Below are 15604 nucleotides of genomic sequence, written 5' to 3' on the forward strand. Positions count from 1 at the left end.
GTGAAGTGAGTGATAGTCAGGCGTCATTACGCGAAAATGTTAGGTTGCTAGGGGACTGTCTTGGCGAAAGCATGAGCAATCATTTGGGAGAGGGTTTTCTAGAAAAAGTGGAAAACATCCGGTTGCTATCGAAAAATGGACGTCAATCAGGTGACTCAGCGGCTCTTATTCAAGCCTTAGAAGCATTGGATGACAAAGAAATCGTGCCGGTTGCTAGGGCGTTTAACCAATTTTTGAACTTGTCTAATATTGCTGAACAATACCATCGAGTACACCGCCGTCGTACTAATGAAAGTTTAGGTGTGTACCATAATCCTGTTGGTGATTTGTTAACCCGCCTTTCTAAGCAGAACTTTACTGCAGAGCAAATGATTTCATCATTGCAATCTCAATCGATTGAGCTTGTTCTGACTGCTCATCCCACAGAAGTGGTTCGTCGTTCACTAATTCGGAAATACGATAATATTTCCAGTGAGTTAGAAGCCCTTGACAAAGACAACATATTGCCATTAGAAGAAACTAAACATATTCGTCGCCTGAAAGAGATCATTACTCAAGCCTGGCATACAGACGAAATTCGTGAAGATCGTCCCACGCCAGTAGATGAGGCAAAATGGGGTTTTGCAGTTATTGAGCAATCCTTATGGCAAGCTGTACCTCGCTTTTTTCGTCAATTAGATGAGCAATTTAGTGAATTTTCAAAAGAAGACCGTTTGCCACTCGATTTAGCACCTATTCGCTTCGCTACTTGGATGGGAGGGGATCGGGACGGTAATCCGAATGTGACTCATAAAGTCACTAAAGAAGTGACTTTATTAGCTCGCTGGATGGCGGCTGATCTTTACATAAAAGACTTAAATGTGCTGCGTTCAGAGTTTTCTATGACGCAGTGTAATGAGGCCCTACGCGCACGTGTAGGCGATAGCGCGCAGCCTTATCGCGAAGTTTTGCGACATCTAGAAAATAAGATGTTAGCGACCAAAAACTGGGCGAAGGCCTGCCTAGATGGTAAACCAACTTCCGGTGAGGATATTTTTCTTGATATTCAAGAGCTCACCGATGACCTTATTTTGTGCTACCAGTCTTTGTTAGATTGCGGTATGAAGGTGATTGCTAATGGGTCACTACTTGATCTTATTCGTTGTGCCGCTACGTTTGGTGCGACCTTAGTTCGTTTAGATGTTCGCCAAGACGCATCTCGCCATATTGATGCCTTATCTGCAATTACCCGTTTCTATGGGCTTGGTGATTACGCAGAATGGGATGAAGCGTCTCGACAAGCTTTCTTGTTGACCGAGTTGAACTCAAAGCGTCCTCTTTTGCCTATGGAGTGGACGCCAACAGCTGAAGTGAAAGAAGTGCTCGATACTTTTGCGATGATTTCCCAAGGCCAACAGAACTCGTTCGGCTCTTATGTTATTTCAATGGCCAGTGCGCCATCGGATGTTTTGGCTGTTGCCTTAATGCTAAAAGAGTCCGGTGTTGGTTTTCCTATGCGTATTGTTCCCTTATTCGAAACCCTTGCGGATTTGGATAACGCTGAGCCTATTATCGAACAGCTATTTTCAATCCCTTGGTACAAGTCTTATATCAACGGCCGCCAAGAAGTGATGATAGGTTATTCGGATTCTGCCAAAGATGCTGGACAAATTGCCGCAACGTGGGGGCAGTATCGAGCGCAAGAGGCGCTGACTCGCCTTTGTAAAAAGCATGGTATTCATCTGACTTTGTTTCATGGTCGCGGCGGGACCGTAGGGCGTGGCGGTGGTCCAGCTCATGTAGCGATTTTGTCGCAGCCGCCAGGTTCTGTTAATGGCGCTATTCGAGTGACTGAGCAAGGTGAAATGATTCGCTTTAAATTCGGTATTCCTGACATCGCAGTGCGTTCTTTAGAACTTTACTGTTCTGCTGTGATGGAGGCGTCTTTGATTCCTGCTGAGCCACCAAAAGAGGAATGGCGTGCGATTATGGATGAAATGGCTGAAGTGGGGATGAATCAATATCGTTCTATTATTCGTGGTCATGAAGACTTTGTTCCTTATTTTAGAGCAACTACGCCAGAACAAGAGTTGGCTAAGTTGCCTTTAGGCTCTCGTCCTGCACGTCGTCGCTCGGATGGCGGTGTAGAGAGTTTGCGTGCCATCCCTTGGATCTTTGCTTGGATGCAAATTCGCCTTATGTTGCCCGCTTGGTTGGGTGCTGAGAGCGCTCTTCAGCAAGGTGTCGAATCTGGTAATTTGGAAAAATTACGTGAGATGCACAAGAAATGGCCGTTCTTTGGCGCTTATTTGGATATGCTCGACATGGTATTGGCAAAAGCGGAGCCAGAGATTGCTGAATACTATGAAAAGCGACTAGTAGGGGAAGAGTTGCAAGGCTTAGGGCGTTTGTTGCGAGGCAAGCTTAAGCAAGTGAGTGAGTTGGTGAAAATGCTTAAGAAGCAAGAGCGACTTATTGAAGATAATAAAACCATTCGTCAATCTATCGATGTGCGTAATCCATATATTGATCCATTGCACTATTTGCAGGCAGAACTTTTGTATCGCAGTCGAAAAGATGAAGAAAATGCTGAAGTGAATAAAGCCTTAATGATTACCATGGCTGGTATTGCGAGTGGTATGCAAAATACGGGCTAATTGCAAATGTGGTTAAAGAATGCTCAATATGAGTAAGAAAATGATAAAAAAAGGCAGGTAAATTTGCATAATGGATGGCTGCTTGGGTATGCTTGGCGACCATTCAATTTTTTAGTATGCAATTGGTTTGTCTGTTCGCCTTGCTGCCGTGCTTAATTGCACGTTGCCGATGCATTGTGCCAGTCATCCTTGCTATTCAGTTAACGCTGTCTTTTGGAGACTTTTTATGCGAGTAATATTATTAGGTGCGCCAGGCGCTGGTAAAGGTACTCAAGCTCAGTTTATTACGGAGGAGTTTGGTATTCCGCAGATCTCTACAGGAGATATGTTGCGTGCAGCCGTAAAAGCCGGAAGCGAAATGGGTTTAAAAGCCAAGGCTGTCATGGATGCTGGTCAGCTTGTTTCTGATGATATTATCATCGGTTTGGTAAAAGAACGTTTGACTCAAGATGATTGTGCCAACGGTGCTTTATTTGACGGTTTTCCGCGTACTATTCCGCAGGCTGATGCTTTGAAAGATGCTGGCGTTGAAATTGACTACGTTGTAGAAATTGATGTAGCTGATGAAGAAATTGTAAAACGCATGAGTGGACGTCGTGTTCATGAGGCGTCAGGTCGTACTTATCATCTGGTGTATAATCCACCTAAAGTAGAAGGTAAAGACGATGTAACAGGGGAAGACCTTGTGCAACGTGCTGACGATACTGAAGAAACTGTTCGTCTACGCTTAGGTGTTTATCATGATCAAACCGCACCATTAATTGGTTATTACCAAGATTGGCTAAAAGCAGACAGCGCAACAGCGCCTAAGTTTGTGAAAGTTAATGGTATCGGTGATTTGAATGAAATAAAACAAAGCCTACTAGCATCGTTAAAGGCTTAATTATTCAATGACGGTTATTTTAGCATTAGATACATCAACGCCAGCTTGTTCAGTGGCGTTGAATATTGATGGGGTTGTGTTGGAAGACTTCCGCATGGCTCCACGCCTTCATAATGATCTGATTTTGCCCATGGTAGATCAGATTCTCAGGCAGGCTGGTTTGGCTTTGTCTGATCTAGATGCAATCGCCTTCGGCCGAGGGCCTGGGTCTTTTACGGGGCTAAGAATCAGTGCTGGGGTTGTGCAAGGCCTTGCTTTTGGTGCAGATTTGCCTGTTATCCCAGTTTCTACGCTTGCTGCCTTGTCATTGGACGGTTTTCAAAAGACGGGTAAACATAATTGGCTGGCCGCTCTTGATGCTCGTATGGGTGAAATTTACATGGGGGGGTATCGTGTCAATAAGATTGAAGGGGTTTACGAAATAGAGTCATTAATTGATGAGTGTGTTGTTAAGCCTACAGTTTTGTCTGCGTTTTCAGCTAGCTTTGATGGTGTCGGCTCTGGCTGGTGCTATGAAGATGCTTTAAAACCACTACTTCCTAGTCATCCTACTCATATTTTAACTGACCTAGCACCTCGTGCAGCTTGCATTGCTGAATTGGCTCTCTTGTTATTTAAAAAAGGTGAAATGGTGTCTGCTTATGATGCTATTCCAACTTATTTAAGGGATGAAATTAGCTGGGAAAAACAGGCTCCGCGTATAGGGAAGCGTTAGTTATATGTTGTGGTACCACATCGTTTTTTTGGCAGTTATTCAAGGATTAACAGAGTTTCTGCCTATCTCCAGTTCTGCTCATTTAATTCTTCCTGCGCAATTGCTAAATTGGTCTGATCAAGGGTTGGCGTTTGATGTTGCTGTGCATGTAGGAACGTTAATCGCCATTGTTGGTTATTTCAGAAAAGACATAGTGCAGATCGTTGTAGCTTGGTTTGTTTCTCTTAGGGACAGACGTTCAACATCGGATAGTCGTTTGGCCTGGTGGATCTGCATTGCCACTTTGCCAGCTTGTGTTGCTGGCCTAGTATTTGATGACTTTATTAGTACGAACTTGCGTTCTTTAGAAGTGATTGCCTATACCACGATTGGCTTTGGTGTTTTGCTTTGGTTGTCAGATCTATATGGTACTTCTCAGAAGACTGAACAAGATTTTGGTTTGAAAAGTGTGCTTTATATTGGCTTTGCTCAAGCGCTTGCTTTAATTCCAGGAACCTCTCGTTCAGGTATTACAATGACGGCAGCCCGTTTCCTCGGTTTTAGTCGAGAATGCGCGGCTCGTTTTTCATTTTTATTGTCGATTCCGCTTATTCTAGCGGCAGGTGGTCTGAAATCGATTGAGTTGGTGTCATCTGATATTGCTGTTGATTGGGGCAGTATTCTAATGGGAGTTATCCTATCTGCAATCAGTGCCTATCTTTGTATTTACCTGTTCTTAAAATGGCTTAATAAAATTGGCTTTTTCCCATTCTTCATTTATCGATTAGTTTTGGGTGCCATTCTTTTGCTAATTGTTTATATATAAAAGAGATCTTCAAAGTTCTTTATTTACTACAGGTACTTTGGTTGTTGCTGGAAAGCTGGTTTATTGATATGCAAAAAAGCTTCTATACTTTAGATGCTTTTTCTATTTTTACTTCTATAAATGCCCCATTATTTCGCATACATGATTGAGTGCAGATTCGCGAATTGACTCTTGTTTAATGATTTTTGGAGAGACCCTTGCTTAATTCCATTGCCGTGGCAACAACAGATAAGTTTTTGGAGTCTGAGTCTAGATTATTGGCTAAGTCCTTAAACCTTGATTTTTTGTTTTTAAATGAGCCGTTAAAATTTGTATCTAAATACGACTACGTATTATTAAAAACATCCGATGGCATTGGGGTTGCTAAAACAGGCAAAGGGGCTCCGAAGCCAGTATATGTAGATTTTACCTCTGGTGCTGTCGATCATAGAAGACGGTTTGGAGGAGGGAAAGGGCAAGATATTGCTAAAGCGGTTGGACTTAATAAGCGCGCAAACTTATCTGTGCTGGATGCGACAGCTGGCTTGGGGCGTGATGCTTTTGTATTGGCTTGCCTTGGTTGCTCGGTTTCTCTGTGTGAGCGTGTGGGTTTTGTGAGAGCTATGTTGGAAGACGGTTTGTACAGAGCCTCTTTTCATCATGAAGTGGCTGAGATCGTTGCTAATATGTCTTTGCTTGCTATCGATATCATTGATATCGACGAACAAGATAGGTTTGATGTGGTGTATTTGGATCCTATGTATCCACATACTGATAAATCGTCAGCTGCAGCCAAAAAAGAAATGGCTTTTTTTAGGGATTTGGTGGGAAAGGATTTAGATGCTGATAGCTTATTGGCTTACGCATTACGTCTGGCGGAATATAGGGTTGTAGTGAAACGCCCTAAAGGCGCTCCATTTTTAGATAACTCTGAGCCAACTTATCAATTAGAAGGAAAGTCAGGTCGATTTGATATCTATGTTTTAAAATCACTCGACTCGCTTTCTGCTTAGTATATTATTTATTAATAGTGAGGTGGTCGGTCGCCATCATGAATAGGCTGTTGTTGGCGATAAGACTCTAGCTGATTTCCTAATAGAACCAATTTTTCTTTCATCAATAGCATGTCTTTTTGCTGACTGATAAGCGCCTGATTTAAACTATCAATCGTGTCTTCTTGAAATTGTAGTTTGAATTCTAATTCGTCGATACGTTGATTGATTTGTGAGGTGTTCATAGATACCTTCTGTGTGTTAACCTTACTAGGCTAAATTCGTATTTAATGAGCGATTCTATACAAAAACATGACGCAAGTATTGGTCATTTAGAATGTAAGAGTGGCGTGAAAATTGCTCTCATAAAGAAGTTGGGTATTTTACTACGATCTTCTTTAGCTTCACATGGTGATTTCAGCAAGAGTTTAGTAAAAATATTCATTTATTCACGTTTGTACTAACACAGAGCTTATTTTTTTAGAAATAGCTTTGCTTCACAATAATATTTAATTTGATAAGAGATATACTTTTATGAATGATCATCAGGATAATGTTTCGCGTAATAAAGGGTCTTCTGTTGGTTCCGGTTTGTTTTCGTTGCGCACATTTATAGTTAGCCTCGTTATTGCTTTGATCGTACCTCTGCTTTTAGCTGGGGTGTTGAAAGAGGAGATGGGCACAAATTTCCTAGTATATTTTGGCTTTGTTCTAGTATCTGTTTATGTCGGTGCTATGGTAAGCCAGGCTAGTTCTGCCGGTTATGATTCTGAGTCTGAAGAAGACGAAGATGATGATCGTGAGCAAGGAACTGTTAAGTGGTTCAATTCTTCAAAAGGTTTTGGTTTTTTAACTATGGAAAATGGTGATGATGTGTTTGTTCATTACCGTGCTATCCGTGGTCGTGGTCGCCGCTTCTTGGTTGAAGGTCAGTTAGTTCGCTTTTATGTCACTGAAGGTGAGAAAGGCAAGCAAGCTGAAAATGTATCTATTATTCGCGGTTAATTTTTCAAATTAAGAGGTTTTTATGGCAACGGTAACATTAAAAGGTAACCCTTTTGAAACAGTGGGTACTCTCCCTGCTGTGGGTTCTATCGCTCCTGCGTTTGAACTTGTTAAAACAGATTTGTCTGTCGCTACATTGGCGGATTATCAAGGCACTAAATTAGTGCTAAATATTTTTCCTTCTGTTGATACGCCAACGTGTGCAACATCTGTTCGTAAATTCAACGAATCTGCGGCTTCTTTGAAAGGTGTAAATGTGCTTTGCGTATCTGCGGATTTGCCTTTTGCAGCAGCACGTTTTTGTGGCGCTGAAGGTATTGATAATGTAGATACGGGATCAACTTTCCGCTCTACATTTGGTGATGATTACGGTCTTGCTTTTGCAACTGGTCCCCTAACAGGTTTGCTGTCTCGTGCTGTTGTGGTATTGGATGAGCAGGGCACAGTGATTTACACTGAACAAGTTGCTGAAACTGCCGATGAGCCAAACTATGAAGCAGCATTGGCTGTATTGGCTTAATCTAGCAATGTAAAAAGGCCGCTTCCAAGTGAATTGGAAGCGGCCTTTTTTGTCTTTAAATTAAAGAGCTTTTGAACTCAATAAAGTAATCTTGCTCTTTAATGAAAATGCTTGGGTTAATCTTTTTGTACCGGAATTGTGTTAGTAGTACGTTCAACACTATTATCTTTGTTTAAATAGACTAATTTGGGTTTGAACTCATCGGCTTCAGCTTCGTTCATTTGTCCATAAGCGGCAATGATGACACGATCACCAACCTGTACTTTTCTAGCTGCGGCTCCATTCATTGAAATGGTGCCAGAGCCAGATTCGGCTAGTATTACGTAAGTGTGAAAGCGCTCGCCGTTATCAACGTTGTAGATATCGATTTGTTCAAATTCTCTAAAACCAGCGAGTTCTACAAGGTCTTTGTCTATGGCGCAAGAGCCGTCATACCAAAGCTCTGCTTGGGTAACGCTAGCCATATGGAGTTTGCCTTTAAGAAGTGTAATTTGCATGTGTTAGGTCTCTATAATTGTTGCTATGTCGCATTTTTGCTTTTTGGGGCTACTTTTATTTGTTGAGTTAATTCCAAATAAATGGGCCTTCTTCGTGGCTATTTATACGCCACCATTGGTCTGGATCTTGGTTGCTTTCCTCTTCCCATCCTTGAAAGTTGCAACGTACTTCACAGTTTAGGGATTTGAATGCTTGTCTAGCACAAGCTATATCGTCTTCCCAAGGGGTTTTGTCTGAATCGAACCATATAGAGGTAAAGCGCTTGCCTGCTGCTTGCTCTAAAATAGTTACCTCAATCTCGTTATCATTAGATGTAATGATGACTTTTGAGCAGAGTGGTGATGGGCTACTTTTTTTGACTAGAGTGAATGTATTTTCTAGCCAGGAAATGATCTTTTCTGTCGGGCAGGACAATACATATATTTCAATGTCGGCTTGCTGCATCGTTCTAATCCTTCTTTTTAATCATGTGGTAAATTCTGAGAACACTCATTGATAAATAGCCAATGAGTGTCCATAGTACGCCGCAACCCGCAAGTATCAGTCCAAATATCGCAATAATCTCTTGAGCAAGAGACTCAACGACAACACGATCAGCTACCATAAGCATCAGAACGCCAAAGACGAAAATTAATCCGCCTTGGATCATCTTGATAAGTGCAACTCTAGGGTTATTGCCTAGTTTCATTGCTAATTTATGTATTGCGTTTCTCATTTGGATGCTGGCCTATGCTCTCTTTCAGGCTATTTTTTAGCAAAGAGATTCTCAAGTATTCGAGCATAAATCTCCGAAAGCTGGTTTAAGCTCTCGGCGTCAACGCACTCATTGATTTGATGGATGGTGGCATTAATAGGGCCAAGTTCCACAACTTGAGTGCCCATTTTGGCAATGAATCGGCCGTCTGAAGTTCCGCCTGAGGTAGATAATTCAGGAGTAATGTTAACTGTTGCTTGTACAGCTTCAACAATTGCGTCAACTAATTCGCCTGGGCGAGTTAAAAAGGGCAAGCCATTATATGTCCACTCAATATCGTAGCGTAAGTTGTGTTTATCTAATATTTCAATTACACGCACTTTAAGGGCATCAAAGTCCAATTCGGAGGAAAAGCGAAAATTAAATTGAGCGTTTAATTTACCTGGAACAACATTGGTTGCGCCTGTTCCTGAGTGGATGTTAGAGACCTGAAAGCTGGTGGGTGGAAAGAAGTCGTTCCCATCATCCCAGTGTGAGCTGGCCATTTCGGCAAGTGCTGGAGCTGCTAGATGGATTGGGTTTTCCGCCAAATGTGGGTAAGCGACATGCCCTTGTTTACCATAAACCGTTAGGTCACCGCTGAAGGACCCGCGACGACCATTTTTGATTATATCGCCAAGTGTTTTGGTGCTAGAAGGTTCGCCAACGATACACCAGTCTACTTGCTCATTTCTTTCCATGAGCGCATCGACTACGCGAGTTGTACCGTCTACAAAAGGGCCTTCCTCATCACTGGTAATTAAAAAAGAAATTTGCCCAGAGTGATTAGGATGCTTGGCCACAAAATCTTCAGCAGCAGTCACCATAGCGGCAAGGCTACCTTTCATATCAGCTGCGCCGCGACCGTAAAGTACGCCATCGACTATTTCTGGCGCAAAGGGTGGGATTTTCCATTCAGCTTCAGGGCCAGTCGGTACAACATCAGTGTGCCCCGCAAAACATAAATTAGGACCTGAGTTACCGCGTTTGGCGTAAAAGTTTTTTACTTCTCCGAAGGGCATGTATTCGATTTCAAAACCAATGTTTTTCAATCGCTCTATCATTAGATCCTGACAGCCTGCGTCTTCAGGAGTGACAGACGGACGAGAAATAAGATCTAGGGCAAGTTTTAGTGTGGGGGACAAGTCAGACATTCTTTACCTTTGTATTGGTTTTCGCTACCTTATGGAAGATTCTGTTACTATAACAGGAGATTCAAATAAAGGTGGAGTTATGAAATTAGGTGTCGTTGTTTTTTTGGGTTTGATTTCCTCTGGCTGTAGTCTTTTTCAGCAGCCAGTTATTCAGGAGTCGTATTTTGTCCCAGTGATCCGTTCGGATGTTTCCTCTTCGGGCTATACGCCAACAGTGACACCTATGTCGGCACCTAAGTCTAATAGAGAAAGGCCGCGTATTTACACGCCTGTTTTGCGCTAAAGTAGTTTTTGCGCATAACTTTCTGCATCGAAGCCTAAATAAACAGATTCTTTAACCGTTAGTAAAGGACGCTTAATAATAGAAGGCTGAGCTATCATAATATGGACGGCGTTATTATTGTCCATGGTGGCTTTTGTTTCTTCATCCAGTTTGCGCCAAGTTGTGCCACGCTTATTGATGATGTTGTCCCATCCTAGTTCATCTACCCAAGCTTTTGCTGTGGCTTCATCTAAGCCTTCTTTTTTATAATCATGAAAACTGTATTCTAGATTGTTGGCATCTAGCCAGCGAAAAGCTTTTTTCATGGTGTCACAGTTTTTGATACCAAATATTTTAATCATGTTTGCCCCCGCATTGCGCCATTTTGAAGGTAATCAAAATGGCGCTTTTTGGTTTTTTTTATCGCTATTAATTATGGCTGTGAAGTGCTTCGTTTAATTCAATAGCTGTTTTGTTTGTTTTGCATTCGATTGCGCCAGTTGCTGAATTACGGCGGAACAATAGATCTGATTGGCCAGAAAGTTCGCGAGCTTTTACAGTAGAAACAACTTGGTTGTTTTCATCAAGAACAGCAACTTTAGAGCCGGCTGTAATATAAAGACCAGACTCAACGATACAGCGATCGCCAAGGCCAATACCAATACCGGCATTCGCGCCTATCAAGCATTTCTCGCCAACAGCGATAACAATATTGCCGCCGCCAGACAAGGTGCCCATAGTGGAGCAGCCTCCGCCAAGATCAGAACCGTTACCTACAACAACACCTGCTGAAATACGACCTTCAACCATGCTGTTGCCTAGGGTTCCAGCATTGAAGTTTACAAAGCCTTCATGCATAACCGTAGTGCCTTCAGCAAGGTGCGCACCTAAACGAACGCGCGCAGCATCGCCAACGCGGATGCCTGTAGGGACGATGAAGTTTAGCATTTTAGGGAATTTATCGACGCTGAATACTTCGATAGTACGTCCTTCCATGCGAGCGCTTAATTGGCGCTCAGCTAGTTCGCGGACATCGATAGGGCCTTCGCTTGTCCATGCAGTATTGATCAATAGACCAAACATGCCATCCAATACTGTATTGTGAGGTTTAACTAGGCGATGAGAAATTAGTTGAAGCTTTAAGTAAACTTCAGCTGGGTTGGTTGGTGCTTCATCGGTGGCTAATACACATAGAATTACGGGCTTTGTTGAGGCTTTTAGGCGAGAAGCCAATTCTGCCTGCTCAATGTTACCAGCTTTTAAAAGGTTCATGTGTAAGCGATTTAAATCGCTTTCATCTAATACCAGTGTATTGTTGCCACCTTCGTAATTGGTGCTTTCTAGAAGTGCATCTAGCGTATTTTTTTCTACGTTTAGACTTGGTGCTGAGTAGAATACTTCTAACCAATTGCCTTCTTTATTTTGTGAGCCGATACCAAGACCGAACGCGAAAATTGTATTGCTCATGTGTTTCTCCAACTGAGTTATCTGTCTAAAGGGGTTACTAATGGGTTATCTTCGGCTGAGGAAGTCTCTAATTCTTTTGGCTGCCTCAACGCATTCTGATTCTTCTGCAACTAGGGCCATACGGACATGATGGCTGCCGGGATTTGTACCTTCTACTTCACGTCCTAAATAGCTACCTGGTAAGACTAAAACCGATTCTTCTTGATACAGCGAGGTGCAAAACTCTTCATCTGTCATGCTGAGCTTAGGCCAAAGATAAAAACCGGCTTCTGGCTTGGATATTGGCATAATTGGCGACAAAATCTCTAAAACCGAATCGAATTTACGGGTATAAATCTCGCGATTCTTTATAACGTGTTCTTCATCATTCCAAGCTGCAACTGAGGCATCTTGATGATGAATTGGCATCGCGCAACCCTGATAGGTACGATATAGCAAAAATGGTTTAAGAATAGACGCGTCACCAGCAACGAAGCCAGATCGAAGGCCTGGTAAATTAGAGCGTTTTGATAGGGATTGGAAAATAAGGCAATGTTTATAATCCTTGTGTCCCAAAATTTCACAGGCTTCTAATAAGCCTAGTGGTGCTTGAGCGCCGAAGTAAATTTCGGAATAGCATTCGTCTGCCACTATGGTGAAATTGAAGGTTTTGGCTTTCTCTATCAGGTAGGCGTATTCCTCTAATGTGGTAATGCTGCCGCTAGGGTTGTTAGGGGAGCAAACAAACAATACTTCGCAACGTTGCCACGTGGCATCGTCGACTAGTTGATAATCTACTTTGTAGTTTGTTTCTGCTCCGCAAGGTAGGAAATGTAGCTCTGCTCCAGCAAGAATGCCTGCGCCTTCATAAATTTGGTAAAAAGGATTTGGGCTGACAACTAGAGAGTTTTGCTTTTCGCCAACCAGTGTTTGGGTAATGGCAAACAGTGCCTCTCGGGTTCCTGTCACAGGTAAAATTTCTGTGTCTGGATCGAGTCTTTCCAAGTGGAAGCGACGTTTCGCCCATTTGCTAATGGCCTCTCGGAGCGGTAATTCGCCTTTGGTGCTTGGGTACTTGCTAACGCCACCTAGGCTTTTAGCGAGTGTCTCAAGCACGATGGCTGGTGCATCGTGCTGTGGTTCTCCAATCGTTAATTTGATCAGTGGCTTTTCTGGGTTTGGTGTCAACCCTTCTATAAGCTCTGCAAGCTTTTGGAAAGGATATGGGTGCAAAGAGTGTATAAGGGGGTTCATTGGTCTTTAGTCCATCGTTTGAGAAAAACGGTCTATTTTCTCTTTTAAAAGGGTGCAAATATTATTCATGCTTTCTGGGTCAGTAATAAGGTCGCCATTTTCTTCTGTGATATAGAAGGTATCTTCTACGCGTTCGCCGAGAGTAGCAATTTTTGCCTTATGCAGCATGATGTTATTGTTCATAAAAAACTGTCCTATCAAGGCCAGTAAGCCTGGCCTATCAGGAGCTGTTATTTCAAGTGTCGACCATACTTCTTCTGGTTGACTGACAAAATGAGCGGTCGATGGGGAATTGAATATTTTCAGAATCCTCGGTGTATGGCGCTGAACAACGCTTTCGTAGAGTGATGGGGTTTCTAGTTGCTCCATCAATGTTTTGCGAATAAGGGTGATGCGCTCTTTGTCTAGATGTAGATTCGTATCACTGTCGTTGCTGTCCATGACAACAAAACTATCTAAGCTGTAGTTGTCTGTGGTATGACTTATTTTTGCGTCTAGAATCGTAAGGCCAAGTTGTTCAAATGTCGCAGCGGTTACAGCGAACAGGTGCTTGCTTATTAAGGTGTAGATGAATATTTTACTGGCGCCGGAGAAGTTTCGACCACCCAATGGTGTTATGGCAATTAATGGCTTGTCACTAGGGCGGTGGCGTAAAATAGCTTCTGTGTTCCAGGCTATTTCGTCACCGTTTGAGCGAATAAAATACTCTTCTTCAATGGTTTCCCAAATTGCTTCCGCTTCCATTATATCTACGTTGCGCTCAATGATAATTTCTAAGGCGCGTTGTTTGTGTTCGTCACTTATCATGTCTGCATCGATGGGGAAATCTAACCCACGGCGAAGTGCGCGTTTGGTTTCTAAATAAAGCTGACGCATTAGGGATGCTCGCCAACTGTTCCACATGGTCGGGTTGGTGGCATTGATGTCGGCAACAGTAAGGATGAACAAATAGTCTAGGTGTTCTTGATCCTTTACGTAGCTGGCAAATTCCCAAATGACTTCAGGATCAGAGATGTCTTTACGTTGAGCGGTAACTGACATGAATAGATGATTTCGAACTAACCAGACGACAAGGTCTGTGTCTTGTTTTGATAGTCCGTGGCGTTCGCAAAAAGCTTGTGCATCTACACAGCCTAATTCAGAGTGGTCGCCACCTCGGCCTTTGGCTATGTCGTGGTATAGGCCGGCAACGTATAGCAGCTCAACTTTTGCTACGTGTCGAATTGCTTGTGCTGAAATGGGGAATTTTTGTTTAAACTCAGGCAGCCAGAGGCGACGTAAGTTCTCTACCAATTGCAGTGTGTGAGCGTCAACTGTGTAAATATGAAATAAATCGTGCTGCATTTGCCCAATGATCGCTCCGAATTCGGGAAGATAGCGACCAAGTAACCCAAGATGTTTCATTGATCTTAATATGCTAGTTAGTCTGTAGCGGCTGGCTATTATGTCGAGAAACAGGTCGGTGTTTACTCTATTATTTCTAAACTCATCATCAATTAGGTCTAAGCTGTCGCGTAGTTGGCGCATGGTGTTGGCGCGAATGCCTTTGATGTTTTCATGGGCGCCTAGCAAGACGTATATTTCCAACATGCTGGAAGGGTTGTCTTGGAATAGTGTCTTAGAACGGGCTTCAAGTTGGCCATTGGCAATTTGAAAGTGGTCGTTGATGACTTCAACTGTGTTGGTAGCGTCTTTGGCTAAAAAGGACTCTTCGAAGTGTTGAAGGAGTAAATCGTTGAGCTGTTGGATGGCAGCGACACTTTGGTAATAGCCTTGCATAAAACGTTCAACGTTGCGTTTTAAATCGTCATCGTCAAAGCCGAATAGCTTAGTTAGGGTGCGCTGATGATCGAAGAGAAGTCGATCTTCTTTGCGACCAGCGACCATGTGTAAGGCCCAACGAATTCGCCATAGATGACTAACCGCGCCTTTAAGTTGAATGTATTCGTCTTCAGATAAGAAGTGTTTATCTATTAATGCACTAAGTCGATGTGTATGTAGATGGCGCTTAGCAACCCAGTCAATCACTTGCATGTCTCTGAGGCCACCGGGGCACTCTTTTAGGTTTGGCTCCAAGTTGTAAGCAGTGTTTTGGTATTTTGCGTGACGCTGCTTTTGTTCTGCTAGTTTGGCTTGGTAGAAAGAGTGTCCATCCCACATTTGGGATATATCAACGTGTAGTTTGAGCGTGGCTAGTAAATCGGCCGCGCCAATGAGTGTGCGTGACTCAATTAAGTTGGTGATAATGGTGATGTCTTTGGCCGCCATCTCTGTACATTCGTCAATGGTTCGCACGCTGTGACCGACATCCAAATTAATGTCCCAGAGAAATGTAATAAAGGCTTCGAGTTTGTCTTTTGGTGCGGAGGTTTCATTCTCCATTAAAATTAGTAGGTCAATATCGGATTTGGGGTGTAATTCTCCGCGCCCATATCCTCCAACGGCAACAAGGCTAACGTGTGATTCGCCGTCTAATGCTTTGGATGTCCAAGCTGCTTGCATTACTTCGTCATAAAAAGAAGAGAGGCCTTTTACGAGTTTCTCTATTGGGTATAGTGAATGAAAAAGATCGTTATAGATGTTTGTCTTTTCTTCTATGATGGCTTTGTAACGTGAAACAGAGCAGCGCGGTTGTGCTAACTCGTGTTTTTCTTCCTGTGTCAGTAGTGGCGGAGCGTCTGGAAAAGCAGGGAAGTCCATACAATAGCCTCGAAGAATGAAT

17 protein-coding genes are annotated in these 15604 nt (G+C 42.9%); 8 read left to right on the forward strand and 9 right to left on the reverse strand.

The window, feature by feature from the left end:
* The first annotated feature begins 5 nt into the window (after window positions 1–5).
* The 5 genes from ppc to B6N13_RS11660 all read left to right on the forward strand — a co-directional run bounded on the left by ppc (window position 6) and on the right by B6N13_RS11660 (window position 6031).
* Window positions 6–2636 carry a phosphoenolpyruvate carboxylase gene (gene ppc, locus B6N13_RS11640; protein WP_169459441.1) on the forward strand — a complete coding sequence of 877 codons (2631 nt, stop codon included), beginning with the start codon at window positions 6–8 and terminating at the stop codon, window positions 2634–2636.
* Between the two features lie 226 nt (window positions 2637–2862).
* A complete protein-coding gene (gene adk / locus B6N13_RS11645; protein ID WP_012068970.1) occupies window positions 2863–3519 on the forward strand; it encodes an adenylate kinase in 657 nt (218 codons plus the stop codon).
* A 7-nt stretch (window positions 3520–3526) separates the two neighbouring features.
* Entirely contained in the window at window positions 3527–4234 is a 708-nt protein-coding gene (tsaB, locus tag B6N13_RS11650; protein ID WP_169459442.1) for a tRNA (adenosine(37)-N6)-threonylcarbamoyltransferase complex dimerization subunit type 1 TsaB, read from the forward strand.
* 4 nt (window positions 4235–4238) lie between these two features.
* Window positions 4239–5039 (forward strand): undecaprenyl-diphosphate phosphatase, encoded by an 801-nt coding sequence (locus B6N13_RS11655; RefSeq protein ID WP_169459443.1) that lies wholly within the window; start codon window positions 4239–4241, stop codon window positions 5037–5039.
* A gap of 197 nt (window positions 5040–5236) precedes the next feature.
* On the forward strand, window positions 5237–6031 hold the full coding sequence (locus B6N13_RS11660) for a class I SAM-dependent methyltransferase (protein WP_169459444.1): 795 nt from the start codon (window positions 5237–5239) through the stop codon (window positions 6029–6031).
* Window positions 6032–6042: 11 nt separating this feature from the next.
* Here the strand turns inward: B6N13_RS11660 and B6N13_RS11665 are convergent, their stop codons facing one another.
* The gene (locus B6N13_RS11665) at window positions 6043–6255 is read right to left on the reverse strand and encodes a SlyX family protein (RefSeq protein WP_012068974.1); all 213 of its coding nucleotides are present in this window, start codon (window positions 6253–6255) and stop codon (window positions 6043–6045) included.
* A gap of 289 nt (window positions 6256–6544) precedes the next feature.
* On the opposite strand from B6N13_RS11665, the gene B6N13_RS23565 reads away from it, so the two are divergent.
* Both B6N13_RS23565 and tpx read left to right on the forward strand, forming a co-directional pair.
* Complete coding sequence (locus B6N13_RS23565; protein ID WP_012068975.1) at window positions 6545–7015, forward strand: cold shock domain-containing protein; 471 nt, start codon at window positions 6545–6547, stop codon at window positions 7013–7015.
* A 22-nt stretch (window positions 7016–7037) separates the two neighbouring features.
* The gene (gene tpx, locus B6N13_RS11675) at window positions 7038–7535 is read left to right on the forward strand and encodes a thiol peroxidase (protein ID WP_012068976.1); all 498 of its coding nucleotides are present in this window, start codon (window positions 7038–7040) and stop codon (window positions 7533–7535) included.
* Window positions 7536–7651: 116 nt separating this feature from the next.
* Here the strand turns inward: tpx and panD are convergent, their stop codons facing one another.
* The 4 genes from panD to dapE all read right to left on the reverse strand — a co-directional run bounded on the left by panD (window position 7652) and on the right by dapE (window position 9920).
* Window positions 7652–8032, reverse strand: a complete 381-nt coding sequence (gene panD, locus B6N13_RS11680; protein ID WP_012068977.1) for an aspartate 1-decarboxylase — start codon at window positions 8030–8032, stop codon at window positions 7652–7654.
* Window positions 8033–8099: 67 nt separating this feature from the next.
* Window positions 8100–8477 (reverse strand): hypothetical protein, encoded by a 378-nt coding sequence (locus tag B6N13_RS11685; protein WP_012068978.1) that lies wholly within the window; start codon window positions 8475–8477, stop codon window positions 8100–8102.
* A 4-nt stretch (window positions 8478–8481) separates the two neighbouring features.
* Complete coding sequence (locus B6N13_RS11690) at window positions 8482–8748, reverse strand: hypothetical protein (protein ID WP_012068979.1); 267 nt, start codon at window positions 8746–8748, stop codon at window positions 8482–8484.
* A 29-nt stretch (window positions 8749–8777) separates the two neighbouring features.
* Window positions 8778–9920 carry a succinyl-diaminopimelate desuccinylase gene (dapE, locus tag B6N13_RS11695; RefSeq protein WP_169459445.1) on the reverse strand — a complete coding sequence of 381 codons (1143 nt, stop codon included), beginning with the start codon at window positions 9918–9920 and terminating at the stop codon, window positions 8778–8780.
* Window positions 9921–9999: 79 nt separating this feature from the next.
* On the opposite strand from dapE, the gene B6N13_RS11700 reads away from it, so the two are divergent.
* Entirely contained in the window at window positions 10000–10203 is a 204-nt protein-coding gene (locus tag B6N13_RS11700) for a hypothetical protein (RefSeq protein ID WP_048813947.1), read from the forward strand.
* Here the strand turns inward: B6N13_RS11700 and B6N13_RS11705 are convergent.
* From B6N13_RS11705 to glnD, 4 genes are all read right to left on the reverse strand, one after another.
* Window positions 10200–10544 carry an ArsC family reductase gene (locus B6N13_RS11705; RefSeq protein WP_012068981.1) on the reverse strand — a complete coding sequence of 115 codons (345 nt, stop codon included), beginning with the start codon at window positions 10542–10544 and terminating at the stop codon, window positions 10200–10202. The genes B6N13_RS11700 and B6N13_RS11705 overlap by 4 nt on opposite strands.
* 67 nt (window positions 10545–10611) lie before the next feature.
* Window positions 10612–11649, reverse strand: coding sequence for a 2,3,4,5-tetrahydropyridine-2,6-dicarboxylate N-succinyltransferase (gene dapD / locus B6N13_RS11710; RefSeq protein ID WP_012068982.1), 1038 nt, complete (start codon window positions 11647–11649; stop codon window positions 10612–10614).
* Window positions 11650–11694: 45 nt separating this feature from the next.
* Window positions 11695–12882, reverse strand: a complete 1188-nt coding sequence (gene dapC, locus B6N13_RS11715; RefSeq protein ID WP_169459446.1) for a succinyldiaminopimelate transaminase — start codon at window positions 12880–12882, stop codon at window positions 11695–11697.
* 6 nt (window positions 12883–12888) lie between these two features.
* A complete protein-coding gene (glnD, locus tag B6N13_RS11720) occupies window positions 12889–15582 on the reverse strand; it encodes a [protein-PII] uridylyltransferase (protein WP_169459447.1) in 2694 nt (897 codons plus the stop codon).
* Window positions 15583–15604 lie beyond the last annotated feature (22 nt).

Origin of the sequence: Marinomonas sp. UCMA 3892, from assembly GCF_012726345.1 — a bacterium.
Taxonomy (GTDB): domain Bacteria; phylum Pseudomonadota; class Gammaproteobacteria; order Pseudomonadales; family Marinomonadaceae; genus Marinomonas.

Coding starts and splice junctions, on each gene's coding strand:
- B6N13_RS11685 (WP_012068978.1), bottom strand. CDS start 8,477: ATGCAGCAAGCCGACATTGAAATATATGTATTGTCCTGCCCGACAGAA.
- B6N13_RS23565 (WP_012068975.1), top strand. CDS start 6,545: ATGAATGATCATCAGGATAATGTTTCGCGTAATAAAGGGTCTTCTGTT.
- B6N13_RS11655 (WP_169459443.1), top strand. CDS start 4,239: ATGTTGTGGTACCACATCGTTTTTTTGGCAGTTATTCAAGGATTAACA.
- dapD (WP_012068982.1), bottom strand. CDS start 11,649: ATGAGCAATACAATTTTCGCGTTCGGTCTTGGTATCGGCTCACAAAAT.
- tsaB (WP_169459442.1), top strand. CDS start 3,527: ATGACGGTTATTTTAGCATTAGATACATCAACGCCAGCTTGTTCAGTG.
- adk (WP_012068970.1), top strand. CDS start 2,863: ATGCGAGTAATATTATTAGGTGCGCCAGGCGCTGGTAAAGGTACTCAA.
- B6N13_RS11700 (WP_048813947.1), top strand. CDS start 10,000: ATGAAATTAGGTGTCGTTGTTTTTTTGGGTTTGATTTCCTCTGGCTGT.
- B6N13_RS11665 (WP_012068974.1), bottom strand. CDS start 6,255: ATGAACACCTCACAAATCAATCAACGTATCGACGAATTAGAATTCAAA.
- panD (WP_012068977.1), bottom strand. CDS start 8,032: ATGCAAATTACACTTCTTAAAGGCAAACTCCATATGGCTAGCGTTACC.
- dapE (WP_169459445.1), bottom strand. CDS start 9,920: ATGTCTGACTTGTCCCCCACACTAAAACTTGCCCTAGATCTTATTTCT.
- dapC (WP_169459446.1), bottom strand. CDS start 12,882: ATGAACCCCCTTATACACTCTTTGCACCCATATCCTTTCCAAAAGCTT.
- tpx (WP_012068976.1), top strand. CDS start 7,038: ATGGCAACGGTAACATTAAAAGGTAACCCTTTTGAAACAGTGGGTACT.
- B6N13_RS11705 (WP_012068981.1), bottom strand. CDS start 10,544: ATGATTAAAATATTTGGTATCAAAAACTGTGACACCATGAAAAAAGCT.
- B6N13_RS11690 (WP_012068979.1), bottom strand. CDS start 8,748: ATGAGAAACGCAATACATAAATTAGCAATGAAACTAGGCAATAACCCT.
- glnD (WP_169459447.1), bottom strand. CDS start 15,582: ATGGACTTCCCTGCTTTTCCAGACGCTCCGCCACTACTGACACAGGAA.